The sequence below is a fragment of the Aggregatimonas sangjinii genome (assembly GCF_005943945.1).
Classification (GTDB): domain Bacteria; phylum Bacteroidota; class Bacteroidia; order Flavobacteriales; family Flavobacteriaceae; genus Pelagihabitans; species Pelagihabitans sangjinii.
The window spans coordinates 656,843-682,714 of record NZ_CP040710.1 but is presented as its reverse complement, the minus strand read 5'-3'; the positions used below and the strand labels follow the sequence as shown (position 1 = coordinate 682,714).

The following is a 25,872-nucleotide window of genomic DNA, read 5'->3' as shown; positions in this document are numbered from 1 at the left end:
ATGAAGCATTTAAAAGTACTTACCGACCCTAAGGTTAAATCGAAGTTCGAGACCTATCCAACGGTAATCCATACCAAATTGACGGCCTTGCGCAACCTCATTGTAGAAGTGGCCACAACCGATGAAAACATTTCCGAACTAGAAGAAACCCTAAAATGGGGCGAACCCAGTTGCTTGGTCAAAAAGGGAAGCACGATCCGTATCGATTGGAAAACCAAAACCCCGGAGCAATACGCCATGTATTTCAAATGTACCAGTAAGTTGGTGTCTACTTTTAAAGAAGTCTTCGGCGATACGTTCTCTTATGAAAAGAACCGAGCAATACTATTTCGTCTGAATGACAACGTCCCACAGATGGAATTAAAGGAATGTATCGGAATGGCTCTAAATTACCACACCCTCAAAAATTTACCGTTATTAGGTTCGTCTCCAAAAATAGGGCGTTAAAAGAATCAGTACCGTGAACAGCTCCAAACGCCCGGCAAGCATCAAGAAGCAACACCACCATTTGCCAAAATCGGGCAGTCCGTTAAAGTTACTGAGCGGGTTTAGGCTACCAAAGGCTGGGCCTACATTACCCAAAGACGATGCCGCACCGCCCACAGCGGTCATAAAATCGAGTCCTAAAGCTCCAAGCACCAGAGCCCCGATTATAAACAGCAGCATGTAGAGCACGAAAAAGCCGATGATATTATATACGATATCTTCCTTCACCGTCTTATTGCTGTATCGAAGCGGAATAACAGCATTGGTATGCAGGGTTCTCTTAAATTCCAATATGGCGTTCTTAAAGATAATCAGGTGGCGCATAACCTTTATGCCTCCAGAAGTAGAACCGGCCGAGCCGCCCAAGAACATGAGTCCGAAAAAGAAAATCGTAAGAAAAGGTGTCCACGCGGTAAAATCGGCCGTTACGAAGCCAGTGGTGGTAATCACCGCAATGATTTGAAATAGTCCGTGCCGAATCGAACTTTCCATGGCACCATACGGCATCGGGTGATATTCCGTAACGGGTACATCCGCCTTGAAATACACTACCAAAGCGACCATTATGCTAAATGCCACAACAAAGAGCGCATAGAACCTAAATTCTTCGTCCATCAATACCTTTTGCACCTTCCCCTTGAATGCAAAATAGCTGAGCACGAAATTGGTACCGGCTAAGAACATGAACAATATCACGATATATTGAATTAGTGGTTGGTCGTTCCAGTAGGCAAGACTGGCATTCTTCGTTGAAAAACCACCTGTAGACAAGGTTGCCAAAGAATGGTTGATCGCATCGAAAAATGTCATCCCCGCTACTTTCAGCAAGACGGTTTCGGCAACCGTATAACCCACATAAATCAACCAAAGTCTTTTGGCCGTATCGGTAATCCTAGGGTGCAATTTATCGGCATTGGGGCCAGGAGCTTCGGCAGCGAAAAGCTGCATTCCCCCGATGCCCAGCAGTGGCAATATGGCGATGGCCAGGACGATAATACCCATACCTCCGATCCAATGCGTGAGGCTACGCCATAAGAGAATACCTTCGGGCAGCGACTCGATATCGTCCAAAATCGAAGCCCCTGTCGTGGTGTAACCGGAAATCGTCTCGAAGAAGGCATTCGTCACATCTGGAATGGCATCTGTAAATACATAGGGCAGCATGCCCGAAATCGAGAGACAAAGCCAGCCAAAAGTCACGATAATATAGCCTTCTTTCCGTTTGACCTCCTTTTTGTGATTTCGGGTAATAAACATGGCACTACTGCCTAAAAAAATAGCGGTCAGCGCGGCCACCCCAATACCTAGCGTGGCACCATCACCATAAATGGCACTCGTTAAAAGGGCGAACAACATAAAGCCACCATTACAAAGTAAGAGCAGCCCAAGTATGTGAAATATGATTCTGGAGTTAAGACGCATCTATAGGAATAATCGTTCGATTACAGGAATAACTTCTGGGAGGCAGCAGACCACTACCCTATCTCCTTCCTGAATTTGGAATCCACCCAAGGCGATAATTCCTTCGTCGTTACGCACCACGCCACCGATAGTAGCCGATTTGGGAAAATTCATTTCGCGGATCACCTTACCGGTGACCTTAGAGTTGGATTTAACTACAAATTCAAGTATTTCGGCATTGAGGTTATTGATGCGCATTAACGCCACCACTTCCCCCTTTCGGATGTGCCTGAAAATATTGTTCGCGGCCAATAATTTCTTATTGATCAGCGTGTCGATACCTATGGAATGGGACAATTGAAAATAGTCCATATTCTCGACCAAGGCAATGGTCTTTTTAATGCGTTTCGACTTCGCCACGAGGCATGACATGATGTTGGTTTCCGAGTTTCCGGTCACCGCAATAAAGGCATCCATAGATTCAAGGCTTTCCTCCTCCAGCAATTCAACATTGCGACCGTCGGCATTGATGACCAAGGCGTTCGGAAGATCATCGGCCAAATCAAAAGCTTTTTCTTTATTCTTCTCGATAAGCTTGACGTTGAATTTTTTTGCACATAAATCCCGCGCAGCCTTGAAACCGACTTTGCTTCCACCGAGAATCATAACATTCTTGATTTCTTCTTTCTTCTTTCCGGTAAGCTTATACAGTTCGTCAACCCCTTCTTTTACCGTAATGAAATACACCTGATCGCCTTCCTTGAAGACCGTATCCCCACGAGGAATAACCGTAAACTGTGTACCCATTCGCTGCAAAGCGATGGGCATAAAATGGAGCTCCGGAAAAATATTCGCGGCCTCTTTCACCATTTTCCCGACAAAAGGTGCAGAGGAGGGCAGTAACACCCCCACCATAATCAACTTGCCGTCTTCAAACTCATAAGTATCGTTGAACGCACTTTTGTTCAACAACATCTGTATTTCCATAGCGGCCAGCTCTTCGGGAGAAATTAGTTCGTCGATACCCAGCTCGTCGAACTTCAAGATTTCTTTGTTATCGATAAACTCGGTGTTCGAGATTCGCGCTATGGTACGTTTACATCCCAATTGCTTGGCAAGCAAACATAGCGTTATATTGGTAGTTTCGGAGGAAGTTACCCCAATGACCAAATCGGAAGATTCTACCCGCGCATCACGCAATACCTCTATCGAAGTGGCATCGCCGCGCAGCACCCGAATGTCTAGATGGCTGTCGGCATAGGCCAAACTCACCTTGTCATTGTCTATTAATGTAATATCCTGGGATTCATAAGAGAGTAGTTTCGCCAAATGGAAACCTACTTCGCCCGCCCCGGCAATTAGTATCTTCATCTATTCAGTTAAAATTGAATGCATAAGGCTACAGTTTAGTGGCCCGTAAGAAAGGAATGCCATCATCGGTGTGGCTTTATCGCAGTTTCCGTTTTGAAAGGATTTACATTTAAATGCGTTGCAAAATTACAAATTTTAATAGGCACATCTAAAGAATTTCCAATAGAATTAAACATAATAACGGCTCCATTATTGTATTAAGTGGAAGGCTTTTATAAGGAACATATCGCGATTTGTTTTTTCAGCTATGGTTTTCAATCTATTATGCCAGCCGTTGTATTTGGAAGACAAGGTTTTGTACCCCAAAGCCAAAAATTTTCCATCCAAAGCAGATACTTGCGACAAGGTCAGGCACTGAAGTCGTATCTTTGTCCAAAATTGTTCACATGGCCGAGAAAGTTACCCCCTATGGTGCCTCAGAGGGTGGAAAAAAAGAACAGGTAACCAAGATGTTCGACAACATCAGCAGGAATTACGACGGCCTAAACCGCGTAATCTCATTTGGAATCGACATCAAATGGCGTAATAGGGTGGTCAACATCCTCAAAAAGAAACAGCCTAAAAGCATTCTTGATATCGCTACGGGTACGGGCGATTTGGCCATAAATTTGACAAGAACGGGGGCAAAACGCATCGTTGGCCTCGATATCTCCCCTGGAATGCTGGAAGTGGGCAAACAAAAAGTTTCCGAAAAAAAGCTGAACGCTACTATCGAAATGGTCGTGGGCGATAGCGAAAACCTCGCCTACGAAGACAATAGTTTTGATGCAGTTACCGTAGCCTTTGGGGTGCGTAATTTCGAGACGCTTGAAAAGGGGTTGGCCGAAATTTACCGTGTGCTCTCCAAATCGGGAACACTTGTCATTCTAGAGACTTCGGTCCCCACCAAGACACCCTACAGACAGGGCTATCGATTGCATAGCAAATATATACTGCCCCTGGTTGGCCGGTTATTTTCAAAAGACCGCTCCGCATACACCTATTTGAGCGAATCGGCGGCCGTTTTTCCACATGGTGAGGAATTCAACAATATTTTACGCAAAATCGGGTTTATAGAGGTAGACGATAAGCCCCAGACGTTTGGGGTAGCATCTATTTATGTGGCTACAAAATAAACTTATGCGAAACACTATTTTTGTGCTGTTGGGACTTCTTTTTTGGATGCCGAACGCACAAGCCCAGTTTAATGAGGACCCCGTACTCAATATCGAGAATAAAGACAAGCGATTCCTGAATTACGGCTATTTTTTAGGTTTTAATCAGTACGATTTCAAATTCGATTACGAAAACAATACAGGCAGGGATATCTTGGTCGATAAGAGCATCGGATTCAACGTAGGTCTTATTGGAGAAATGCGTATTAACGAGTTCATCGACCTTCGTATCGAACCGGGTCTGTTCTACAATCCCAGAACCCTGTTCTTTCCGGGATTCACAGGAGCGGAAGCCACTGACCAAAATATAAGACGCGAGGTCAAATCTACCTATATCAATTTCCCCTTATTGGTAAAAGTAAGTACGAAACGCTTTGGGAATTTTAAACCATTTTTGCTTGCCGGACCTTCGGTTTCCTTGAACTTGGGGAGCAACGAAGATAATCTAGACGACAATAGTAGTGGTACGTTTCGGATGAAAAAATGGAACTATAACTACGAGATCGGATTCGGAATCGATTTCTATCTGGAATATTTCAAGTTTAGCCCGAGCATACGAGGCGTATTTACCATCAACGATGAGATTATTCCGGACAACGACCCGAATAGTCCCTGGACGGGTAATATTAATGCACTGCGTACCAGAGGACTATTTGTAAACTTTACCTTCGAATAGCGTCTAAAAAATATGTACCCAGCGGTACCAATTTGAGTTGCTGCTATCGTTTTCGGGTTCCTTTAATTCCATTTTCGTTTGGGACCGTGAAATAAGCCACCTTTCATTTAATCAGGCTACGAGGTACTAGAATAATTTCTTTGTAAGGTCTATCGGAATACCCCTCGCTCCTATCAACATATTCGCTGCGATAATCGATTTGTGGGTAATACGAAAAGTTGACGTTCGCCCTAAAGGAAATTGAAAATTCACCCTTGTCGTTCGTCCTATCCGTTTCTTCAACGCTACCTTTAGGAGTACAACCACCTCCGGTCGCGCCCGTCCAGGGCTCACAGGACAAGATAAATACTTGTTCATCGGCCAAAGGCTCGAGATATACCGTGTTTAACGCTTCGTATTGACCAATTTCCGGCCCGTTGTATACTAAAACACGGCCACTATAGGTAAGCTGCTCAAAATCTTCCGTTTTTGAACACGATTGCAGGAGGGTAGCGATAATCATTAGGATTAAACTAATAGGGTACGCCGAATCCCACGCAGCTAACTTGAAAACCTTGGACTTTTCCATAACTCGCAATTTTAAAAGTTTCCTTAAAGCTATGGGATTGAGGGATTTTCATATCCGAAATCATGCAAATTGAAAGAATTCGGATAACTAATCCTGTGGAAATAGCGCATGCATTCCAATGAATCGTAAAGACCTAAAAGAAACGGTTTCGTATCCCCTACCTTCCTTATTCTCTTCTGATTTCGTTCAGGAAAATTGCGGTTGCTGTGGCCACATTCAGACTTTCGGTGTTTTGGTTTTCATGCATTCCCGCTCGGGAGGCAGGTTGGGGTATACTGATTTTATGGTTTACCAACTTTTCCACCGTTGCTGAAATACCGTTGGCTTCGTTGCCCATGATCAAGATACCGGCAGTAGGAATTTTTTTTGTGTAAACAGATGCCCCGTTCATAAATGTTCCAAAGATGGGTAAATCGATAGTACTCAAAAAACGCGTTAGATCGGTATACCCGAGGTTGACCCGCGTGATGGAACCCATGGTCGCTTGTAGCACCTTTGGGTTATAGCAGTCTACCGTATGTTCGGAACAGACCAAGTGCTCGATACCGAACCAATCGCACAGCCGTATGATAGTACCCAAATTTCCAGGATCGCGAACATCGTCCAATACCAAAATCCAATCATTGACATCAAGTTTTTTGGGAATCGGTATATGGAATACACCGAGTACTGAATTCGGACTGTGCAAACCGCTCATTTGGGCAAGTTCTCCAGCCGAGACCAACTCCATTTCAGGCGCATCCATATTAAAAATATCGGGCTTGGTCACATACACTTTTTCTACTTTATAGTCCGAATTCAAAAACTCCCGAACGGACTTTATTCCCTCAACAACGAACATGCCGTTTTGATTTCGGTACTTTTTTTGTTGTAAGCTTTTGATAAACTTTATTTGGTTTTTGACAACCATATAAATCGATGTTTTTAATGTATTTTTGATTTCTATGTGGAGACCTTTGCGAACGAAAAAATTCTACGCTAAAATAAGCCTATTATTATTAGCGGTCGCAATCACCTCTTGCAACACCCTTAAACGGGTTGAAAATGACGAACTTCTCATTCATAAAAACCTTATCGTAGTAGATAGTGTCAAGATCAAGAACGAAGCTATCGAGACCTTGATCTTGCAGAAGGAAAACACCAAAGTACTCGGATATCCCGTGCGATTGAACATTTACAATTGGGCGAAAAAAAATCCGGATTCATCCTATCAGGCATGGCTGCACAGAAAACCCAAGCGCGAGAAACGTCTGGCCAATATTCTCTCTCAAAAACAGGCTGACCGTTTAGGCGAATCCTACTTGGTAAAAGGGCTGAGCGAAACCTTAAAATCTATTGGTGAGCCACCCGCAATACTCGATACCTCATTAACGAGAAGGTCGGTAGAGCGCTTGGGAGCCTATTACCGGAGCAAAGGCTATTTCAACAATAATACCCATTTTGAAATAGACTCCTTGAGCAAAAAACAACGGGCAGAGGTCAAGTACAAACTTACCTTGGGTAAGCCATTTATGATCGACACGGTAATGCATCGGATCGCTTCCACCGCATTAGACTCGATTTACGAACTTCATTCAGAGAGCTCCCTGGTGCAGAAAGGAAATCAAATCGACCTTGAGGATTTTAGTGGGGAACGCGAACGATTGACGAACCTATTTAGGAACACTGGTATCTACAACTTTCAGGAAAGTTCTATTTACTTTAATTTCTTGGGGGATACTACGAAAATCGCCGATGATCAGTTGATCAGTGCCGAGCTTAATATCGATAATTTAAAAACCCGCGATGATGGTGGGGAAACGACCAAAGAATACAAGGTTTTTACGTTTGACAACGTCAATATCTACACCGATTTCCTATACGACGAGCGCGACAAGGAACAGCAGTTCATCCGCCACAAGGGATATTCCATTTACTACCGTGGGAAACTGCGTTTTAAACCCGAGACTCTTACCGATGCGATTTTCTTCGAAAAAGACAGTGTGTACCGAAATATCGACAAGCTACGAACCTACAGGCGAATCAACGACCTTAATGTATTTCGATACCCGACCATTACCACGGTAAAAGATAGTACGGGCAACACGCTAACGGCGAACATCTACCTTTCCGCTAGGCCAAAATACTCCCTAGGGCAAAATGTTGACGTTACCCACTCGAATATTCAACAGATTGGAATCGGGTATAGTCCATCCCTTAAAGCTCGAAATCTTTTCGGTGGTGCTGAAAACTTGAGTTTGTCGGGAAGACTTAGCGTGGGTAACTCCAGAGATCCAAATATCGTGGACAATAAGTTTTTCAACATTCAGGAATTCGGTGCAGACCTGAGTCTTGACTTTCCCAGAATCTGGTTTCCGTTCGTAAATACCGCCAAGTTGATTCCAGGCTATACTTTACCCCGTACGCGACTCTCCCTAGGCTATACATCCCAAAGAAACGTGGGTCTCGACAAGCAGACCTTTAACACCATACTGGGTTATAACTGGAAACCTACTGATCGAACCCGACATGCCATTGAACTTATCAACGTGCAATATGTGAACAATGTTAGACCCGAACAGTTCTTTCGTTTTTACAGAAGCTCGTATGCCCAACTCAACGATATCGCCACCGATGACCAAGACCAGATTGATTATGTAACCGTATTGCCAGACCTCTTCGAGACCCCGGAAGGTAGTACCGAACCGAGATTGATCATTCCCAACGGCACAACAGGTTTTATCGAAGCCATTCAAAGTGGCCGCGTGGGCGCTACGCTCGATAATTCGAGACGTGTGAACCAAATTGAGGAACGACGTCAAAGACTTACCGAGAACAACCTGATCACTACCACCAACTATACCTTTAACCTCAACAACAAAACCGGCATTACCGATAACAACTATTATCAGTTCAGGTTTAAGGTAGAAAGTGCGGGCAATATACTTTCCGCCCTTTCTGGAGTAATCGATTACGGAGAAGAAAACGGCAAGAAAGAAATTATTGACGTTCCTTTTTCGCAGTACATAAAAACCGAATTCGATTTTGTAAAGTATTGGGATCTGTCCCGTTCGAACGTATTGGCTTTTAGGACCTTCGCGGGAATCGCCGTACCGTATGGCAACTCGACGAACATTCCCTTCTTACGCAGTTATTTTGCAGGCGGACCCAACGACAACCGGGGGTGGTTTCCCTATTCCCTAGGTCCTGGGAAAACAAATGCCCTTCAGGATTTCAATGAGGCCAATTTTAAGTTGGCCTTCAATCTGGAATACCGCTTCCCGATCGTGGGAGATTTCAAGGGTGCGTTATTTGTGGATGCCGGCAATATCTGGAACGTTTTTGACGATGTGGAAGATCCGGATGCCAAATTCAATGGTGTCAGCTCCTTTAAAGATATCGCCCTAGGTTCCGGTTTTGGTATACGTTACGATTTCACCTATTTCGTCTTTAGGGCCGACATCGGTTTCAAGACCTACAACCCAGCGGAAGAGGATTCCAAGAGGTGGTTTAGGGATTACAATTTTGCCAACTCCGTGCTGCAAATAGGTATCAATTATCCATTTTAAGAGGAAGTTTAATTTTCCCATTTTCAAATACGATTGCGTATCAACCCGTGTTCGTGCTTTACCCTTCCTTTTTTAGTATCCTGTAAATCGCGAGTGTGGCAATTAAAAAACGAACGGTGCTATTTCTTCAAATGACTCCTCCATTTAATGAAGAAAAATCGGTTGTAGACCGTATCGCCCGTGAATAACTTTTATTTGAGTTTGAACCGACTACTTGAACCTGCACTTGTATTATTTTAGTACTTTTGTTCCCAACTAATTCAACTTTTTTTAAATTAAACAGACCGAAAAAACTATGGCCCACAATATTAAACCAGGAGTCGCCACAGGTGATGAAGTTCAAGCGATTTTCAACTATGCGAAGGAAAAAGGTTTCGCCCTACCAGCTGTAAACGTTATCGGTTCCGATACGATTAACGGCGTATTGGAAACCGCCGCAGCCTTGAACGCCCCCGTAATTATCCAATTTTCAAACGGCGGTGCGCAGTTCAATGCGGGTAAAGGTCTTTCGAACGATGGGCAAAATGCCGCTATTCAAGGTGCCGTTGCGGGCGCTAAGCACGTACACCAATTGGCGGAAGCCTATGGGGCCACGGTCATACTTCATACCGACCACTGCGCCAAAAAACTATTGCCTTGGATCGACGGTCTTTTAGAAGCCAGCGAGAAACATTTCGCGGAAACGGGCACATCATTGTTCAGTTCCCATATGATCGACCTTTCTGAAGAACCGATTGAGGAAAACATCGAAATATGTAAAAAATATTTGGCCCGTATGGCCAAGATGAACATGACCCTCGAAATCGAACTGGGCATAACCGGTGGGGAGGAAGATGGTGTGGACAATTCGGATGTCGACGATTCTAAACTATATACCCAACCCGAGGAAGTAGCCTATGCTTACGAAGAGCTTTCCAAGGTAAGTCCGCGGTTTACGATTGCGGCTGCTTTCGGAAATGTACACGGCGTATACAAGCCTGGAAATGTGAAACTGACGCCCAAAATCCTTAAGAATTCTCAAGAGCACATTAGCGAGAAATACGGAGTAGAACACAACCACATCGATTTTGTTTTTCATGGGGGATCAGGCTCTACGGTCGAAGAAATTCGTGAAGGTATCAGCTACGGCGTAATCAAAATGAACATCGATACCGACCTTCAATATGCATTTCTTGCCGGAGTTCGCGATTACATTCAGGATAAAAAGGATTTTTTACAAGCCCAAATCGGCAATCCCAATGGAGCCGACGAGCCGAATAAAAAGTTCTACGACCCTAGAGTTTGGTTGCGGGAAGGGGAAAAAAGTTTTGTGGAACGCCTAAAGAAGGCTTTCGAAGACCTGAACAATGTGAATACGTTGTAATATTTATCTCGGCTAACCTTTAATATGGAAGATATGAGCGCTTGGTTCAAAAGAAAGGAAAAAGGAATACAAACCGCCACCGAGGAGAAGAAAGACACCCCAAAGGGGCTTTGGTATAAATCCCCCACGGGCAAAATAGTCGAATCGGAAGTGTTGGCCAAGAACTTCTATGTAAGTCCCGAGGACGACTACCATGTGCGCATCGGCAGCAAGGAGTATTTTGAAATTTTGTTCGATGATAACAAATTCACCGAACTGGACCCTAAACTTTCGTCAAAAGACCCACTCAAATTCGAAGACACCAAAAAGTATGGGGAACGCCTTAAAGCTGCCCAGAAGAAAACCGGACTGAAAGATGCGGTGCGCACGGGTTACGGAAAGTCTATGGGAAAGGATTTGGTCATTTGCTGTATGGATTTCGCCTTTATCGGTGGATCTATGGGTAGTGTCGTCGGAGAAAAAATAGCTCGAGGAATCGATTACGCCATTAAAAAGAAAGTACCGTTCCTGATGATTTCAAAATCGGGAGGGGCGCGAATGATGGAAGCAGCGCTCTCGCTAATGCAATTGGCAAAAACGTCCGCAAAACTGGCACAATTGGCTGAGGCCAAATTGCCCTATATCTCATTATGTACAGACCCCACTACGGGCGGAACTACGGCATCCTACGCAATGCTCGGTGACATCAATATCGCGGAACCGGGGGCGTTGGTCGCTTTTGCCGGGCCACGAGTGGTAAAGGAAGCTACGGGTAAAGAATTACCCGAAGGTTTTCAAACTTCCGAATTCCTTAAAGAGCACGGCTTTCTAGACTTTATCGTACATCGTAGCGAGTTGAAACAAAAAGTGAATCTATATATTGATTTGATCCAGAATCAACCGCTTCGAACATAACTGCTCTCGCAATGCGTTTTTTATTTTCCTTCTCAGCTCTTTTCCTGATTTCCTGGTTATGCTGTTGCTCAACCGACAAAGGAATGATCGCCATGGCCGATACCTCCGAAATGATGCCCGCGACAGCCGAAAATGCAGCCGTAACCAAAGTTGAAGTTTCGGGAGACGAGAATGCCTACACATTCAGCGTCACCATCGCAAGTCCGGATACAGGCTGTACCCAATATGCCGATTGGTGGGAAGTAGTCGACTTGGAGGGGAATTTGATCTATCGCAGAATTCTGACCCATAGCCATGTTGACGAACAGCCGTTCACCCGTTCTGGTGGAACGGTTGCTATTTCAGAAACTACCGAAGTTTTTGTTCGTGCCCATATGAACAATTCAGGATACGGCAGTACCGCTCAAAGAGGCTCGGTGGCCAATGGTTTTTCGGCTGCCGAACTAGACAGTGATTTCGCCGCGGCCCTTCAAGAGCAAGCTCCGTTGCCCGACGGATGTGCTTTTTAGCTCTCAAGCGGTCGTCCACATCATAATTTCAATCGTTTTTACTTCGATATGTGCGCCTTTTTTCTATCTTTGCACGCTGATTGAAACACAATCACGATACATAAAAATCATTTAAAATAATATTGGAATGTATTTAACCAAAGAAGTAAAGGCCGAGATTTTTAAAAAACACGGCGGCAAAGCGGAGAACACCGGTTCTACCGAAGGCCAGATCGCATTGTTCACACATCGCATCAATCACCTTACCGGACACCTTAAAAAGAACCACAAAGATTACAATACCGAGCGCTCCTTGGTAAAACTCGTTGGAAAAAGAAGAAGTCTTCTGGATTATATGATGAAAAAGGATATTGTAAAATATCGTGAGCTTATCAAAGAATTGAACATCAGAAAGTAATTTATATAGGGGCTGAAAGTTTTCAGCCCCTATCTTTTATAAAGTCCTTGTACATTTTACCAAGGCAAACTAAAAGCTGCACACAGTTTTTCATTGGTCGACACACACAACACAACAACTCCGACCAAAACATGGCGGAGTGACCATTGTTTAACAAAATCCCGTTTTGCCTGTGCTGAGCGCAGTCGAAGTACACGGGTATTAAATCAATTTTATGATTCCAAAAGTATTTAGAGAGGTCATCGACCTTGGTGACGGTAGGGAAATTTCTATCGAGACCGGTAAATTGGCGAAGCAGGCCCACGGTTCTGTGGTCGTTCAATCCGGAAAATGTATGCTACTGTGTACGGTAGTGTCGAATTACGAACAAAAAGATTTGCCTTTTCTACCGTTAACGGTCGATTATCGCGAAAAGTTTGCGGCCTCCGGTCGTTATCCTGGTGGGTTTTTCAAAAGAGAAGCTCGACCCAGCGATGGAGAAGTATTGACCATGCGTCTGGTAGACCGTGTTTTGCGCCCCCTTTTCCCAAAGGATTATAGCGCCGAGACCCAGGTCATGATACAGCTAATGTCGAATGACGAAGATGTCATGCCGGATGCAATGGCGGGATTGGCGGCATCTGCGGCCATTCAGCTTTCTGATTTTCCGTTTGAATGTGCCATTTCCGAGGCGCGAGTTGGCCGGATCAACGGTGAGTTCATCATCAACCCAAGCCGTACGCAGCTAGAGGAAAGTGATCTCGATATGATTATCGGTGCATCTGCCGACTCCGTGATGATGGTAGAAGGAGAAATGGACGAGATTTCCGAAGAGGAAATGGTCGAAGCCATCAAGTTCGCCCATGAAGCCATCAAAAAGCAAATCGACGCCCAATTACGATTAGCCGAGGCTTTCGGAAGAAAGGAAGTACGCGAATACGAGCAAGGTACCGAAGACGAAGATCTGGAGAAGAAAATCCGCGAAATGGCTTACGATAAAGTGTACGCCGTAGCGAAAGCTGGTTCTGCCAAGCACGAGCGCAGTGAGGCATTTTCGGCAATTAAAGATGAGATCAAAGCGACCTATTCCGAGGAAGAATTAGAGGAAAAAGGCGATTTGATTTCCGAATACTACCGCAAAGCCGAGAAAGCGGCCGTACGGGATTTGACCTTGAATGAAGGTATGCGTCTAGACGGAAGAAAAACCGATGAAATCCGTCCGATTTGGTGCGAGGTTGATTACCTGCCATCAACACACGGTTCTTCAATATTTACCAGAGGGGAAACGCAGGCCTTGGCTACGGTAACCTTAGGTACCTCGCGAGAAGCGAACAAAATAGACATGCCCTCCTATGAAGGCGAGGAAACATTTTACCTGCACTATAACTTCCCGCCATTCTGTACGGGTGAAGCACGGCCCATTCGTGGTACTTCACGAAGGGAGGTAGGTCATGGCAACTTGGCGCAACGCGCTTTAAAAGGAATGATCCCGGAAGATTGCCCCTATACGGTTCGTGTAGTTTCGGAAGTATTGGAATCTAACGGTTCTTCTTCCATGGCAACGGTATGTTCCGGTACGATGGCCTTGATGGATGCGGGTGTACAACTTAAAAAACCGGTATCCGGTATCGCTATGGGATTGATTTCCGATGCCGATTCAGGAAAGTATGCCGTGCTCTCGGATATCCTTGGTGATGAAGATCACTTGGGCGATATGGACTTTAAAGTAACCGGTACTGCAGATGGTATCACCGCTTGCCAGATGGATATTAAGGTAAAAGGATTGTCCTACGAGATTCTTGTAAAGGCGTTGAAGCAGGCAAGGGACGGTCGTTTACACATTCTCACCAAATTAACCGATACCATCGCCGCGCCTAATGCAGACGTGAAGCCGCACGCGCCACGAATGGTTACTCGTGTCATTCCGAACGAATTCATCGGTGCCTTGATCGGTCCTGGTGGAAAAGTGATCCAGGAACTTCAGAAAGAAACCGATACGACTATCGTGATTAACGAAGACCCTGTTACCGAAGAGGGTATTGTAGAGATTTTGGGAACATCGGAAGATGGAATCCAAGCTGTTCTCGCAAAAATCGATTCGCTGATGTTCAAACCCGAAGTGGGTAGCGTTTACGAGGTAAAAGTCATTAAGATGCTAGATTTTGGCGCCGTAGTCGAATACCAGGATGCTCCTGGCAACGAAACACTTCTTCATGTATCGGAATTGGCGTGGGAGCGTACCGAAAACGTTTCAGACGTAGTGAATATGGGCGATGTTTTCGATATCAAATACATCGGTATCGACCCACGTACCCGTAAAGACAAGGTATCGCGCAAAGCGTTATTGCCAAAACCGGAAGGATATGTCGAAAGACCGCCACGTAGCAATGATCGTGGTCGTGGCCGTGATGATCGCAGAGGCGGACGCGATAACAGAGATCGTAAACCTAGAAGGGATTAAACTTCTTTAATGAAAGTACCTCTTCTAGAGGATGAAAATAGAAATCCCGTCTCCGAAAAGAGGCGGGATTTTTTTGTTACACCTTAGAATATGGGAATGGTACCGCCAAGCCTGCTAAAACCCAAACCGATGCCGATACCCTGTAGTAAGCTCGCTAAAATCGGCCTGCCCTAAATTCGCATTGATAAATGCCCCTATAAAAATATTATGTTTTGGGGAACGTTCCGTATTCACTAAGTAATATTTTAAGCCCATTCTACTGAATACATATCGTTTGATTTGGTAATAGCTACCAAGCTCCCCCAATACGATATTTTCCTCACCATTGTTGAAGGTAGTATAGCCTTCGTTCAATTGCCAATCGATTTTATAAAAAGGTTTAAATACATTGAGCCCCAAATCAAATTCCATTCCGACATGACCTAAAAGCAATTCCGCACTTCCAAAAACACCAAAATTGGATGCGTTTGCAATAGGATGTTCCGTAAACCCTGGTTCTTGAGTCCGTATCAACGTCTCTTCATTTATAATATAATCATAGTAATGTTCATAAAAACGGTAATGGCATCCGCCCCCGAACTTAAAAGTCTTGTTGATAATTTTTCCAACGGAAAGCGCCGCCGTAAAGACCTCCTTCTTTGAGTTGAAAACATCCGAGAAGGAATTCTGCCCTACACCCACACGCGTGGTATAAAACCACTCCTTACTTTTATGGGGACTGTATCCATCGTTGGTGGACCATGATTTTGGAACCTCCCTATTGGAAAACGCACTTGAAATCCCAACAAGAAAGGCATTATAGCCCCTGTTCGGTTTTCGCGTATGACCGTTTGAATGATGTAAATAGCCTATCCCCGCTCGCCAAATCCCCTTGTTTCCTTTAAAAAAGTCGTAATACAGGTACGATCGATACGCCCAATTCAACCGAGTGGAAACTCCTTTATTGTTCGGATTGGTTTCGGCATCGTATACCCTATCCAAATAGGAAGCTCCGAACGCCACCAATAAATGAAGCCGATCCGTTTTGGCCGGTAGCAGCGAAAACTCGGCATACGGCAACACACTGTACGCATAGCCCAAAGACCTTCTATTTCCTAGATCAGAAAATCCCAATAAAATCCCGACTTTGGGACTGTTCAGATAATACGCCCAAGCTTTTTCAGATTGGGCATAACGCTTTCCCATTCCTACAAAAAAGCTTTTTTGGGCGCTGTGTTCGGGGAAATTACTGTTAGAATCACCTAACAACCCAACAGAGAAATCGAATTCCAAATAGCGGGCCGGTTCATCAACATCTTCCTGCGCACTCACCGCCATGATGAACAAAGCAGGTATTACCCGCATAATACGGAGGAGAAATGGCATACAGCTAATCACAACTTGGTTTGGACCTGGTGCTTACAAAAAAAATAGCCACAAACATAACAACGATTTAGGTACTTCATCTAATAAACTAGATTTTTTCGGTGGATTTGTAACATTTCCCACTTTTCTACGTATAAGTATATGCAGTCTATTGAATATTCATTTAATCCCCGAACATGAGACAGCTTAAGATTACAAAACAGGTCACCAACAGAGAGACCGCATCTTTGGACAAGTACTTGCAAGAAATCGGCAAAGTAGACTTGATCACTGCAGATGAAGAAGTAGAATTGGCACAACGCATCAAGGCAGGCGATCATAGCGCTCTTGAAAAACTTACAAAGGCCAACCTTCGATTTGTGGTATCGGTTGCCAAGCAGTACCAGAACCAAGGTCTTACGCTACCCGATTTGATCAACGAAGGAAATCTGGGATTGATTAAAGCGGCGCAACGTTTTGATGAAACCCGAGGTTTTAAATTTATCTCGTACGCCGTATGGTGGATACGCCAATCGATTTTACAAGCTTTGGCCGAACAGTCGCGTATTGTGCGTTTGCCATTGAACAAAATCGGTTCGATCAATAAAATAAACAAAACCTTTGCTTTTTTAGAGCAGGCCCACGAACGCAAGCCCTCTCCGGAAGAAATCGCAAAGGAACTCGATATGACCGTAGCGGATGTAAAACAATCCTTGAAGAACTCGGGCCGTCACGTATCAATGGATGCCCCGTTGATCGACGGTGAGGATTCCAATCTTTACGATGTACTTCGTAGTGGAGAATCGCCCAACCCCGATAAGGAGTTGTTACACGAATCGCTACGCACGGAAATCGAAAGGGCCTTAGAAACCTTGACCCCAAGGGAAGCGGATGTCATCAGATTATACTTTGGTCTGGCAGGGCAACATTCAATGACCTTGGAAGAAATCGGAGAGACCTTCGAACTGACCAGGGAAAGGGTTCGTCAAATAAAAGAAAAAGCCATTCGTAGGCTAAAACATACCTCGCGAAGCAAGATATTGAAAACTTATCTTGGCTAAGATCCTGTTAGAAAACAGGCGCTCGCAGATTATTGTTAATATGTTAATCTTTTCCCATATTGGAAATATGGCATATTAGTTGTAATTTTAACAATAACAACAGTTATCATGACTGTTCGTTTTTTGATTGATGAATAAACTCCGGCTGATTACCGGAGTTTTTTCATTTATACTATTTAGGGGGAACAGTGTTCTGTTTCATTTTACATTAAAAAGTTTTGACATATTTTACGGCCCTCCCATTATGAAAGATACACCTGCCCAACAACAACCCAACAATCCTTTACACGGGGTAAAGTTGGTCGACATCCTAGAGCATCTTACCCAACATTACACATGGGAGCAGTTGGCCGATCGAATAAGCATCAACTGTTTCAAGAGCAATCCTTCCATAAAATCTTCCTTGAAATTTTTGAGGAGAACACCATGGGCAAGAGAGAAAGTAGAACAGTTGTATTTGAAATCCATACGAATGAAAAATTAAAATAGGACTGAAGAAGTGGGACGCCACCATTAACGAGAAGTCCTCTCTTCTCAATTCACATCATCATAGGACCTTTTCAACATCATAACCTGACAGCCATGTCCTTGAATATTGTACTTATCGAACCCGAAATACCAAACAATACCGGAAATATTGGCAGGTTGGCCTTGGCGACAGGATCAACTTTGCATTTGGTGAAACCTTTTGGTTTTGAGTTGAATGACAAGCGCCTCAAACGGGCCGGGTTGGACTATTGGCCCCATATCTCACTTTGTATTCACGAAAGTGCAGCTGATTTTTTCTCAACCCATGGGAATAAGGAAATGGTTTTTTTCTCCAGTCATGCCTCACGGACGCATTGGGATATCGAATTTAAAGATGATATGTTCCTCGTTTTCGGCAAGGAATCCGTTGGTCTCCCAAAAGAGATGATTGCCTCCAATCGCGACGAATGCTACAAAATTCCACTTTACAGTCCTGAAATCCGTAGTTTAAATCTTGCCAATGCCGTTGGCATAGCTGTATACGAAGGCCTGAAACAATTGAAATAAAAGTATCCAATCAGTTTTTATCAAAATCAAAAAGCGTTAAATTGAAGGTTAATTTTCAACCATCAAAATAGCTTTTCGATGCTGCGTACACTACCACTCCTCATTTTTATCGTATCCTGCCTTGGCCTTTATGGCCAGAAAACAAATGCTGAAAAGGCAAATTCCGTTCCAGCGTCCTTTTATGAGGGATTGGAATGGCGCAATATCGGACCATATCGGGGTGGACGTTCATTAGGCGCCGCAGGAAGCCCAAGCCGGCCTAATGAATATTATTTCGGGGCAACGGGAGGCGGACTGTGGAAAACCGTTGATGGTGGTACCGAATGGAAACCGGTAACCGATGGTCAAGTAACGAGCTCCTCGGTCGGTGCGGTCGCCGTCGCGGAAACAAATCCGGACATTGTCTATATCGGTATGGGCGAGGTGCAACTTCGGGGAAGCATCACTCAAGGCGACGGGGTTTACAAAACAACCGATGGAGGAGAAACATGGCGCCATCTCGGACTTAAAGAAACACAAGCCGTAGCCCGAATTCGAATTCACCCGACCAATCCGGATATCGTTTATGTTGCCGCTTTAGGCCATCCTTACGGGGATAATGAGGAACGCGGTGTTTTTAAAAGCACGGACGGCGGGAACTCGTGGAAAAAAGTATTGTATGCCAGCCCCAAGGCAGGTGCGGTAGACCTCATCATCGACCGAAACAACCCACAAATACTATACGCCAGTACATGGGAAGTACAACGCAAAGCTTGGAAGATGTGGGGCGGTGGTGGCGATTCCAAACTATGGAAATCGGTCGACGGTGGCGATACCTGGTCCGATCTGACCACGAATCCCGGAATGCCGGCAGGTCCCGTCGGAAAAATAGGGGTAACGGTCTCCCCAGCGGATTCCAACCGCGTTTGGGCCATCGTTGAAGCGAACGAGGGTGGTGTTTTTCGTTCAGACGATGCCGGAAAAACTTGGGAACGCACCAATGACGAACGCAAGCTACGACAAAGGGCGTTCTACTATTCTCGAATTTATGCCGACCCTTCAGACAGAGAAATCGTTTATTGTTTAAATACCGGTTTTTACAAGTCTACCGATGGCGGAAAGACGTTCGATACAACCATCAAGGTGCCCCATGGCGACAATCACGACCTATGGATCGACCCGAACGATCCCGATCGAATGATCAACTCCAATGACGGCGGAGGCAACGTTAGCATCAATGGCGGTAAAAGCTGGACGGAACAGGACTATATCACTACACAACTGTACCACGTAATGACTACCAGTGACGTGCCGTATCACGTGGCCGGAGCACAGCAGGACAACAGTACCGTTGCCGTACCAAGTGAGGGTTGGGAGCATATGCAGGCCAGAGGTCCGAACCACGGTTGGTATTACCCCGTTGGAGGTGGCGAAAGTGGTTGGATTACCCAACATCCCAAAAAAAAGGATATTTTTTATGCAGGAAGTCAAGGTGCCCTTTTAACACGGTACGACCGCAGCAATGGACAGACCCGGGATATTCAAGTATACCCCCGTTTTTTTTCGGGCGAACCCGCGAGTGCCCTACCAGAACGCTGGCAATGGACCTTCCCTATTATGTTCGCACCCCAAGACTCAAAAGTCATGTACACCTGTTCCCAGCACGTCTGGAAAACCACCGATGATGGGCAATCATGGGAGAAAATCAGTCCCGATTTAACTTATGCAGACCCTGGTACCTTAGGAAAAACAGGAGGTGTGATCACCATGGATATGAACGGGCCGGAAATCTACGCGACCGTTTTCGCCTTGGCACCTTCATACCATGATATACAAACTATCTGGGCAGGTTCCGACGATGGTAAAATTCATATTACCAGGGATGGTGGAAAAAACTGGAAAGACATCACCCCGAAGAACCTCCCGAAATTTTCAAGAGTTAGTATTATTGACGAATCTCGGCATCGTCCTGGAACATTGTTTGTAGCGGCCAACCGCTATCAGGTAGATGACCGTCAGCCCTATGTTTTCAAAACCCATGATTACGGCAAAACATGGACAAAAATTATCAATGGCATCGAGGATGGCCATTTCGCAAGGGCCGTTCGTGAGGATCCCGTTCGGGAGGGCCTGTTATTCTTAGCGACCGAACATGGAGTTTATTTTTCGGTAAACGACGGAGCGCTATGGCAAAGTTTGCAATTGAAACTACCGGATACCCCTATTCGGGATTTGGTCGTCAAGGATAACGATCTGGTCGTCGGAAGTCATGGGCGGGGATTTTGGATTTTGGACGATATTCAACCCTTACGCCAATACTCAGAAGAGCTTGGGGGGCAATCGGCAGTTTTATTCCAACCATCCAATGCGATTAGAGGTGTCGGCGATGTCGCGGTCCAATATTATTTAGGAACAGAACAGGACACCATTACCTTTGAAATCTTGGATGCCAACGACCAGCTCATCAACACCTATACCGGAAGCAAACCGGAATACGAGGAAGATCCCGATATTCCTTGGTGGCAAAAAGGAGGGTCTTCGAAACCGACCACCGCCAAGGGAATCAATACCTTTACTTGGGACATGCGTTATCCCGGAGCATCCGAATTTGAGGGCATGATCATATGGAGCGCCCGTCCGCAAAGGGGCCCAAAGGCTCCTTTAGGGGAATATAAGGTGCGTATGAAAACGAAGGATTATGAAATGACCCACGACTTCAAGGTGCTAATGGATCCGAACCTAAAAGGAATCACCAAAGAAGATTTGGACGAACAGTTTGTATTGGCGAGTAAGATCATGCAGAAAACGACTGCGGCCAACGACGCGGTCATCAAAATACGGGAAATCAAGAAAACACTCGACACCCATAAAAAAGATATTTCCCAAGCGGACTATAAGAAAACAGTCAGTCCGTTTATCGCAAAACTATCGGAGATAGAGGAGGCACTATATCAAGTAAAAAATCAGTCGGGCCAGGACCCTTTGAACTTTCCGATAAAACTGAACAATCGACTAGCCTCTCTAAGACGTAGTGTAGAAAGCGGCGAGGCCAAACCTACCAATGGCGCTTACAAGGTTTTTGAAGAACTTTCCGCAGAACTGGAAACCCATCTGAATGCACTGAACGAAACCATGGGAGCGCAACTACCGAAAGTAAACAAAGTCCTGACCAAATCGGGAAAATCACCTCTGGATGGATAAATATGATTTTCGATTTGCTACGGTTAAAAGAACATAGGGAACGAATTGGAAGTTGCAGTAGATAACAAAAGACAAACAATATTTTGAACGAAGAGAGCCCATATATTTTAGGAACCGACAATCAAGAACTTTTTCGATTGGGGGTACAGCATCAAGTTTGGGCCGAGGAAGCGCAGCGTGGTTGGCGACTTGCGAATTTCAAGGCCGGTCAAACTTTTTTAGACCTCGGCTGTGGTCCTGGCTATTGCACCAAAGAACTGGCTTTTTTGGCGGGTAGTGAAGGAAAGGTCATCGGTATCGACAAGTCGGAGGGGTACATCCAATTTTTGAAACGAGTAGCCGATACGTACCATTTGAACATTGAGGCCATCGCCGCCGATTTTGACGATATGGCGCTTCGCCCTAATAGCATTGATGGCATGTACTGTAGATGGGCTCTGGCTTGGGTTCCCAATCCCAAGGAGATACTCGCCAAAGTACAGGAAGCCTTGAAACCAAAGGGTAAAATGGTCATTCATGAATACTATGATTGGTCTTTGCTTCAGACCGAACCCTATAAAAAATCACTTGCCAAAGGTATTGCGATGGCGTTAAAAAGTTTTAAGGATTCCGATATGGAAATAGACATTGGGAGACAGCTGCCCTATGTATTGGATGATATGGGTATGAAAATACTGAGCGTCCGGCCCATGTCAAAAATCGCAACGATGGATAATGGCGTGTGGCAATGGCCACAAACATTTTTCCAAAGTTACTTACCGCGTTTGGTCGTTCAAGATTATTTAACTCCTAAGGAGGTAGACCGAGCTCTTTCCGAACTGAAGGAATTAGAGGGTATAAAAGGTGCTTCGATCTGCACTTGTTTGATGGTCGAAATCATCGCCGAAAAACAATAACCGGTTTCTGACGCCATAGCTACACTGGTCACTAATACGATATCATTTCACTACTTTTGTAGAAATTTCAAGCGTAGATTTCCAATGAGTTCGATAAAAATAGCCCCTTCCCTCCTAGCCGCCGATTTCGGCAATTTGCAACGTGATGTTGAAATGGTGAATGATAGCGTGGCTGACTGGCATCATATTGACGTGATGGACGGCGTCTTTGTTCCGAACATCTCCTACGGAATGCCCGTGATAAAGGCTATTGCAACACATGCAACCAAGCCCTTGGACGTGCATTTGATGATCGTTGATCCGGACAGGTATATTAAGACTTTTGCCGACCTAGGCGCTACGGTACTCACGGTACACTATGAAGCCTGCACTCATTTGCACAGAACGTTGCAAGCCATAAAAGCAGAAGGAATGAAAGCCGGGGTGGCCTTGAATCCACATACCTCGATTCATCTGCTGGAAGACACCATCAAAGATATCGATGTGGTTTGTCTGATGAGCGTCAACCCAGGTTTTGGGGGACAATCCTTTATTGAAAACACCTATGAAAAGGTAAAGGCATTGAAAGAATTGATTGATAGAAAGGGAGCAAGTACCTTAATCGAAATCGACGGCGGCGTGTCCTCTAAAAATGCCAAGGCACTTGCCGATGCAGGTGCCGATGTGCTCGTAGCGGGAAGTTTTGTTTTTAAAAGTGCCCATCCCCAAGAAACCATTAAGGAACTTAAGGAAATAGCAGGAGAATGAAGATGTACGACCTGATAATTATTGGCGGCGGCCCGATAGGAATCGCTTGTGGCTTGGAAGCCCAAAAAAAGGGATTGGACTATCTCATCATCGAGAAGGGCCCTATCGTCAACTCCCTTTTTCATTATCCCTCGAACATGCAGTTTTTCTCTTCCTCCGAGAAATTGGAAATCGATGAAATTCCTTTTATCAGCAAGGAGGCCAAACCCAAACGTGACGAGGCTCTTGAATATTATCGACGAATCGTTACCAGTAACAAACTTGCCATTCACCTCTTTGAAAAAGTAGCGCGGGTCGAAAAACAAGCCGAAATTTTTATCATCGAAACTGACAAAAATACTTACAACGCTTTAAATACGGTGGTGGCAACCGGTTTTTACGACCTCCCCAACAAACTTAATGTCCCAGGTGAGGAATTGCCCAAGGTATCCCATTATTACGACAACCCTCATTTCTATGCCAGTCAAAAACTAGCTGTTGTCGGCGCCAGCAATTCGGCTGTTGATGCCGCTTTGGAATGTTGGCGAAAAGGCTCGGAGGTTTCCCTTATCATCAGAGGTCCAGAAGTAGGACATCGGGTAAAATATTGGGTTCGGCCCGACATCATCAATCGTATAGATGAAGGTAGCATTACCGCCTATTACGATACCACGGTCAAAAAAATTAGGAATGAGGAACTCGTTTTGAATGGCCCTAAAGGCGAAATTACCATTGAGAACGATTTTGTGCTCGCACTTACCGGATATAGACCTAATTTCGATTTTTTAGAGGCCATGGGAATTAAGTTATCCAACGATGACAAAAGACTCCCACAGTACAATCCAGATACGATGGAAAGTAATGTAAACGGACTTTATCTCGCGGGGGTCATTTGTGGTGGCATGGAAACCCATAAGTGGTTTATCGAAAATTCGAGAATTCATGCGAAAATCATCGTCCAGGCTATCCTGCAACGACAATCCATACAATCCGATACATGAGCAAATACGCTTTAGCATTGCACGGTGGGGCCGGCACTTTGGTCAAGGGCATGATGACCCCCGAAAAAGAGGGCGCCTATAAAAAGGCACTGCAATCCGCTTTGGACGTCGGCTATGCCATCTTAGAAAAAGGAGGCTCCTCCATATCAGCAGTTACCGAAACGGTCGCCTGCCTAGAAGATTCACCTTTGTTCAACGCAGGGAAGGGAAGTGTTTTCACTGCAGACGGCACCCATGAAATGGACGCGGCTATCATGGATGGCTTAAATAGAAATGCTGGAGCGGTCTCTCTCATAACGGGTATCAGAAATCCGATTCGGCTTGCCAAAGCGATTATGGAAGAAAGTGAACATGTTTTCCTGGCCGGGGAGGGTGCCATGCGTTTTGCGAAAAAATTAAACTTTAACCTAGAGGAACCGACCTATTTTTATGACGAGTTACGGTACCAGCAGTGGCTCGACATCAAGGATACCGATAACTTTCAATTAGATCACTCCCTAAAAAAAGATTCCAAATTCGGTACGGTGGGCGCCGTTGCCTGCGACCAAAATGGAAATGTTGCCGCAGCAACCTCCACCGGCGGGATGACGAACAAACGGTATGGCCGTGTTGGCGACAGCCCGATGATCGGTGCGGGAAATTACGCGAACAATAAAACCTGTGCGGTTTCATGTACCGGGAGCGGGGAATTCTTTATCAAAGGTGTGGTCGCCTATGATGTTTCCTGTTTAATGGAATTTAAAGGTTTATCTCTTGAGGCAGCAGCGACCGAGGTTATACAAAAACGTATTGTGGAAATTGGTGGTGACGGCGGCCTCATCGCTGTTGACGGAAAAGCAAATCTTACGATGCCCTTCAATACCGAAGGCATGTATCGTGCCTATAAGACTTCAAATCAGGAAACCGACGTGGCTATTTATACCTCTTAAACAAAAGGCGCATCCAACGGTAAGACCTTTAGTTTTCGCTTTTTGATGTTGAACCGGTCCCCATTGGCCAAAATATGGGTTTTCAGGTTTTGTAGGGTAATAGGCTCCCCTTTTTCCAATACCTTTTGATTGTTGTGTTTCAACCTACTTGGGTCAAAAAGTATGACCATACCCGAACCGATGACTTCGAAGGTATTGCAATTTTTAATGACCAGGCCAGTATCCTCGGCGAGTCCAACTCCCAAAAGATCTGGAAATATGGCAACTGCTTCAGCCAGACGGCCAAAGCGCCCACGGCGTATAAAGTGCGAGTCGATGATCAGGTTGGGAATAAAGGCCATTCCAGCAGACATTCCGACGGCTCCCTTAATGAAAGCCTCCTTACTGCTACCTCCCGTAATCATCTCTTCCGACATGCACATAGCGCCTGCACTGGTACCAGCAATAACTATACTATCGTTTTGATACCTCTCCTTCAAAATCGTATGAATACTGGTGCCGCCGATTTTACGTAAGATCTCCGACTGGTTACCTCCTGAAAACATGATGCAGTCGGCCTGCCGTACTATCTCGATATTTTCCTTATCCTCCGACTGTTCCCGTTTACGAATATCCAATATTAGAACATTCGTACAACCCAATTTCCCAAAGGCTTGTAGATAATTCTTAGACACCTCATCCGGAATACTGGAAGCGGTCGGGATGACAACGATTTTAGCAGTTACCCCGCCACTTTCCTGAACCACACGGGCCAAGATTCCATCGGCAATAAATTCTAGGGTATACTGCTCGTGCACATCCGTACCTTTGTCCTCATTTCCACCAATGGGTATCAAGGTTCCTTTTACACTCATTTAAATCTATTTGGGGCACAAAAATACAGCTATCGTCCC

Annotated in this window: 23 protein-coding genes; 17 read left to right on the top strand and 6 right to left on the bottom strand. The window is 45.0% G+C overall.

All coding sequences use genetic code 11. The annotated features are described in order from the left end of the window. Complete coding sequence (locus FGM00_RS02780) at window positions 1-447, top strand: DUF1801 domain-containing protein (RefSeq protein WP_138851447.1); 447 nt, start codon at window positions 1-3, stop codon at window positions 445-447. Here the strand turns inward: FGM00_RS02780 and FGM00_RS02775 are convergent. Further along, entirely contained in the window at window positions 418-1,908 is a 1,491-nt protein-coding gene (locus FGM00_RS02775; protein WP_138851446.1) for a TrkH family potassium uptake protein, read from the bottom strand. The two genes, FGM00_RS02780 and FGM00_RS02775, sit on opposite strands and share 30 nt — an antisense overlap. After that, window positions 1,909-3,258 (bottom strand): Trk system potassium transporter TrkA, encoded by a 1,350-nt coding sequence (gene trkA, locus FGM00_RS02770; RefSeq protein WP_138851445.1) that lies wholly within the window; start codon window positions 3,256-3,258, stop codon window positions 1,909-1,911. A gap of 386 nt (window positions 3,259-3,644) precedes the next feature. Here trkA and ubiE point away from each other — a divergent pair, with 386 nt between their 5' ends. Next, the gene (gene ubiE / locus FGM00_RS02765) at window positions 3,645-4,373 is read left to right on the top strand and encodes a bifunctional demethylmenaquinone methyltransferase/2-methoxy-6-polyprenyl-1,4-benzoquinol methylase UbiE (protein WP_138851444.1); all 729 of its coding nucleotides are present in this window, start codon (window positions 3,645-3,647) and stop codon (window positions 4,371-4,373) included. A 4-nt stretch (window positions 4,374-4,377) separates the two neighbouring features. After that, window positions 4,378-5,088 carry a type IX secretion/gliding motility protein PorT/SprT gene (gene porT, locus FGM00_RS02760; protein WP_138851443.1) on the top strand — a complete coding sequence of 237 codons (711 nt, stop codon included), beginning with the start codon at window positions 4,378-4,380 and terminating at the stop codon, window positions 5,086-5,088. A gap of 103 nt (window positions 5,089-5,191) precedes the next feature. On the opposite strand, the gene FGM00_RS02755 is transcribed toward porT, so the two are convergent. Both FGM00_RS02755 and FGM00_RS02750 read right to left on the bottom strand, forming a co-directional pair. Further along, on the bottom strand, window positions 5,192-5,656 hold the full coding sequence (locus FGM00_RS02755) for a hypothetical protein (protein WP_138851442.1): 465 nt from the start codon (window positions 5,654-5,656) through the stop codon (window positions 5,192-5,194). A 166-nt stretch (window positions 5,657-5,822) separates the two neighbouring features. Then, window positions 5,823-6,566 carry a TrmH family RNA methyltransferase gene (locus FGM00_RS02750; protein ID WP_138851441.1) on the bottom strand — a complete coding sequence of 248 codons (744 nt, stop codon included), beginning with the start codon at window positions 6,564-6,566 and terminating at the stop codon, window positions 5,823-5,825. A 46-nt stretch (window positions 6,567-6,612) separates the two neighbouring features. Between FGM00_RS02750 and tamL the strand changes: the two genes are divergently transcribed. From tamL to FGM00_RS02720, 6 genes are all read left to right on the top strand, one after another. After that, window positions 6,613-9,204, top strand: a complete 2,592-nt coding sequence (tamL, locus tag FGM00_RS02745; protein ID WP_317130245.1) for a translocation and assembly module lipoprotein TamL — start codon at window positions 6,613-6,615, stop codon at window positions 9,202-9,204. Between the two features lie 295 nt (window positions 9,205-9,499). Beyond that, a complete protein-coding gene (fbaA, locus tag FGM00_RS02740) occupies window positions 9,500-10,567 on the top strand; it encodes a class II fructose-bisphosphate aldolase (protein ID WP_138851439.1) in 1,068 nt (355 codons plus the stop codon). 33 nt (window positions 10,568-10,600) lie between these two features. After that, a complete protein-coding gene (gene accD / locus FGM00_RS02735; RefSeq protein ID WP_138854594.1) occupies window positions 10,601-11,461 on the top strand; it encodes an acetyl-CoA carboxylase, carboxyltransferase subunit beta in 861 nt (286 codons plus the stop codon). Window positions 11,462-11,472: 11 nt separating this feature from the next. After that, window positions 11,473-11,970: a hypothetical protein gene (locus FGM00_RS02730; protein WP_138851438.1), complete on the top strand. Its 498-nt coding sequence runs from the start codon at window positions 11,473-11,475 to the stop codon at window positions 11,968-11,970. Between the two features lie 127 nt (window positions 11,971-12,097). Further along, window positions 12,098-12,367, top strand: coding sequence for a 30S ribosomal protein S15 (rpsO, locus tag FGM00_RS02725; protein WP_138851437.1), 270 nt, complete (start codon window positions 12,098-12,100; stop codon window positions 12,365-12,367). Between the two features lie 214 nt (window positions 12,368-12,581). Continuing rightward, on the top strand, window positions 12,582-14,807 hold the full coding sequence (locus FGM00_RS02720; RefSeq protein ID WP_138851436.1) for a polyribonucleotide nucleotidyltransferase: 2,226 nt from the start codon (window positions 12,582-12,584) through the stop codon (window positions 14,805-14,807). Between the two features lie 114 nt (window positions 14,808-14,921). Here FGM00_RS02720 and FGM00_RS02715 read toward each other — a convergent pair whose 3' ends face one another. Further along, entirely contained in the window at window positions 14,922-16,172 is a 1,251-nt protein-coding gene (locus tag FGM00_RS02715; protein ID WP_138851435.1) for an acyloxyacyl hydrolase, read from the bottom strand. A 176-nt stretch (window positions 16,173-16,348) separates the two neighbouring features. On the opposite strand from FGM00_RS02715, the gene FGM00_RS02710 reads away from it, so the two are divergent. The 8 genes from FGM00_RS02710 (at window position 16,349) to FGM00_RS02675 (ending at window position 24,979) form a co-directional block, all read left to right on the top strand. Beyond that, window positions 16,349-17,212: a sigma-70 family RNA polymerase sigma factor gene (locus tag FGM00_RS02710; RefSeq protein WP_138851434.1), complete on the top strand. Its 864-nt coding sequence runs from the start codon at window positions 16,349-16,351 to the stop codon at window positions 17,210-17,212. 244 nt (window positions 17,213-17,456) lie between these two features. Beyond that, window positions 17,457-17,696, top strand: coding sequence for a VF530 family protein (locus tag FGM00_RS02705; protein ID WP_138851433.1), 240 nt, complete (start codon window positions 17,457-17,459; stop codon window positions 17,694-17,696). Between the two features lie 98 nt (window positions 17,697-17,794). After that, window positions 17,795-18,247, top strand: coding sequence for a tRNA (cytidine(34)-2'-O)-methyltransferase (locus tag FGM00_RS02700; RefSeq protein ID WP_138851432.1), 453 nt, complete (start codon window positions 17,795-17,797; stop codon window positions 18,245-18,247). 78 nt (window positions 18,248-18,325) lie between these two features. Further along, a complete protein-coding gene (locus tag FGM00_RS02695) occupies window positions 18,326-21,427 on the top strand; it encodes a VPS10 domain-containing protein (RefSeq protein WP_138851431.1) in 3,102 nt (1,033 codons plus the stop codon). A gap of 83 nt (window positions 21,428-21,510) precedes the next feature. Beyond that, complete coding sequence (locus FGM00_RS02690; protein ID WP_175416177.1) at window positions 21,511-22,323, top strand: methyltransferase domain-containing protein; 813 nt, start codon at window positions 21,511-21,513, stop codon at window positions 22,321-22,323. A gap of 84 nt (window positions 22,324-22,407) precedes the next feature. Then, entirely contained in the window at window positions 22,408-23,070 is a 663-nt protein-coding gene (gene rpe, locus FGM00_RS02685) for a ribulose-phosphate 3-epimerase (protein WP_138851429.1), read from the top strand. Beyond that, a complete protein-coding gene (locus FGM00_RS02680; RefSeq protein WP_138851428.1) occupies window positions 23,067-24,050 on the top strand; it encodes a YpdA family putative bacillithiol disulfide reductase in 984 nt (327 codons plus the stop codon). The genes rpe and FGM00_RS02680 overlap by 4 nt, the downstream gene beginning before the upstream one ends. Continuing rightward, complete coding sequence (locus tag FGM00_RS02675) at window positions 24,047-24,979, top strand: isoaspartyl peptidase/L-asparaginase family protein (RefSeq protein ID WP_138851427.1); 933 nt, start codon at window positions 24,047-24,049, stop codon at window positions 24,977-24,979. The genes FGM00_RS02680 and FGM00_RS02675 overlap by 4 nt, the downstream gene beginning before the upstream one ends. On the opposite strand, the gene FGM00_RS02670 is transcribed toward FGM00_RS02675, so the two are convergent. Beyond that, a complete protein-coding gene (locus tag FGM00_RS02670) occupies window positions 24,976-25,833 on the bottom strand; it encodes a cyanophycinase (protein ID WP_138851426.1) in 858 nt (285 codons plus the stop codon). The genes FGM00_RS02675 and FGM00_RS02670 overlap by 4 nt on opposite strands. Window positions 25,834-25,872 lie beyond the last annotated feature (39 nt).

Coding starts and splice junctions, on each gene's coding strand:
- FGM00_RS02780 (WP_138851447.1), top strand. CDS start 1: ATGAAGCATTTAAAAGTACTTACCGACCCTAAGGTTAAATCGAAGTTC.
- FGM00_RS02775 (WP_138851446.1), bottom strand. CDS start 1,908: ATGCGTCTTAACTCCAGAATCATATTTCACATACTTGGGCTGCTCTTA.
- trkA (WP_138851445.1), bottom strand. CDS start 3,258: ATGAAGATACTAATTGCCGGGGCGGGCGAAGTAGGTTTCCATTTGGCG.
- ubiE (WP_138851444.1), top strand. CDS start 3,645: ATGGCCGAGAAAGTTACCCCCTATGGTGCCTCAGAGGGTGGAAAAAAA.
- porT (WP_138851443.1), top strand. CDS start 4,378: ATGCGAAACACTATTTTTGTGCTGTTGGGACTTCTTTTTTGGATGCCG.
- FGM00_RS02755 (WP_138851442.1), bottom strand. CDS start 5,656: ATGGAAAAGTCCAAGGTTTTCAAGTTAGCTGCGTGGGATTCGGCGTAC.
- FGM00_RS02750 (WP_138851441.1), bottom strand. CDS start 6,566: ATGGTTGTCAAAAACCAAATAAAGTTTATCAAAAGCTTACAACAAAAA.
- fbaA (WP_138851439.1), top strand. CDS start 9,500: ATGGCCCACAATATTAAACCAGGAGTCGCCACAGGTGATGAAGTTCAA.
- accD (WP_138854594.1), top strand. CDS start 10,601: ATGAGCGCTTGGTTCAAAAGAAAGGAAAAAGGAATACAAACCGCCACC.
- FGM00_RS02730 (WP_138851438.1), top strand. CDS start 11,473: ATGCGTTTTTTATTTTCCTTCTCAGCTCTTTTCCTGATTTCCTGGTTA.
- rpsO (WP_138851437.1), top strand. CDS start 12,098: ATGTATTTAACCAAAGAAGTAAAGGCCGAGATTTTTAAAAAACACGGC.
- FGM00_RS02720 (WP_138851436.1), top strand. CDS start 12,582: ATGATTCCAAAAGTATTTAGAGAGGTCATCGACCTTGGTGACGGTAGG.
- FGM00_RS02715 (WP_138851435.1), bottom strand. CDS start 16,172: ATGCCATTTCTCCTCCGTATTATGCGGGTAATACCTGCTTTGTTCATC.
- FGM00_RS02710 (WP_138851434.1), top strand. CDS start 16,349: ATGAGACAGCTTAAGATTACAAAACAGGTCACCAACAGAGAGACCGCA.
- FGM00_RS02705 (WP_138851433.1), top strand. CDS start 17,457: ATGAAAGATACACCTGCCCAACAACAACCCAACAATCCTTTACACGGG.
- FGM00_RS02700 (WP_138851432.1), top strand. CDS start 17,795: ATGTCCTTGAATATTGTACTTATCGAACCCGAAATACCAAACAATACC.
- FGM00_RS02695 (WP_138851431.1), top strand. CDS start 18,326: ATGCTGCGTACACTACCACTCCTCATTTTTATCGTATCCTGCCTTGGC.
- rpe (WP_138851429.1), top strand. CDS start 22,408: ATGAGTTCGATAAAAATAGCCCCTTCCCTCCTAGCCGCCGATTTCGGC.
- FGM00_RS02680 (WP_138851428.1), top strand. CDS start 23,067: ATGAAGATGTACGACCTGATAATTATTGGCGGCGGCCCGATAGGAATC.
- FGM00_RS02675 (WP_138851427.1), top strand. CDS start 24,047: ATGAGCAAATACGCTTTAGCATTGCACGGTGGGGCCGGCACTTTGGTC.
- FGM00_RS02670 (WP_138851426.1), bottom strand. CDS start 25,833: ATGAGTGTAAAAGGAACCTTGATACCCATTGGTGGAAATGAGGACAAA.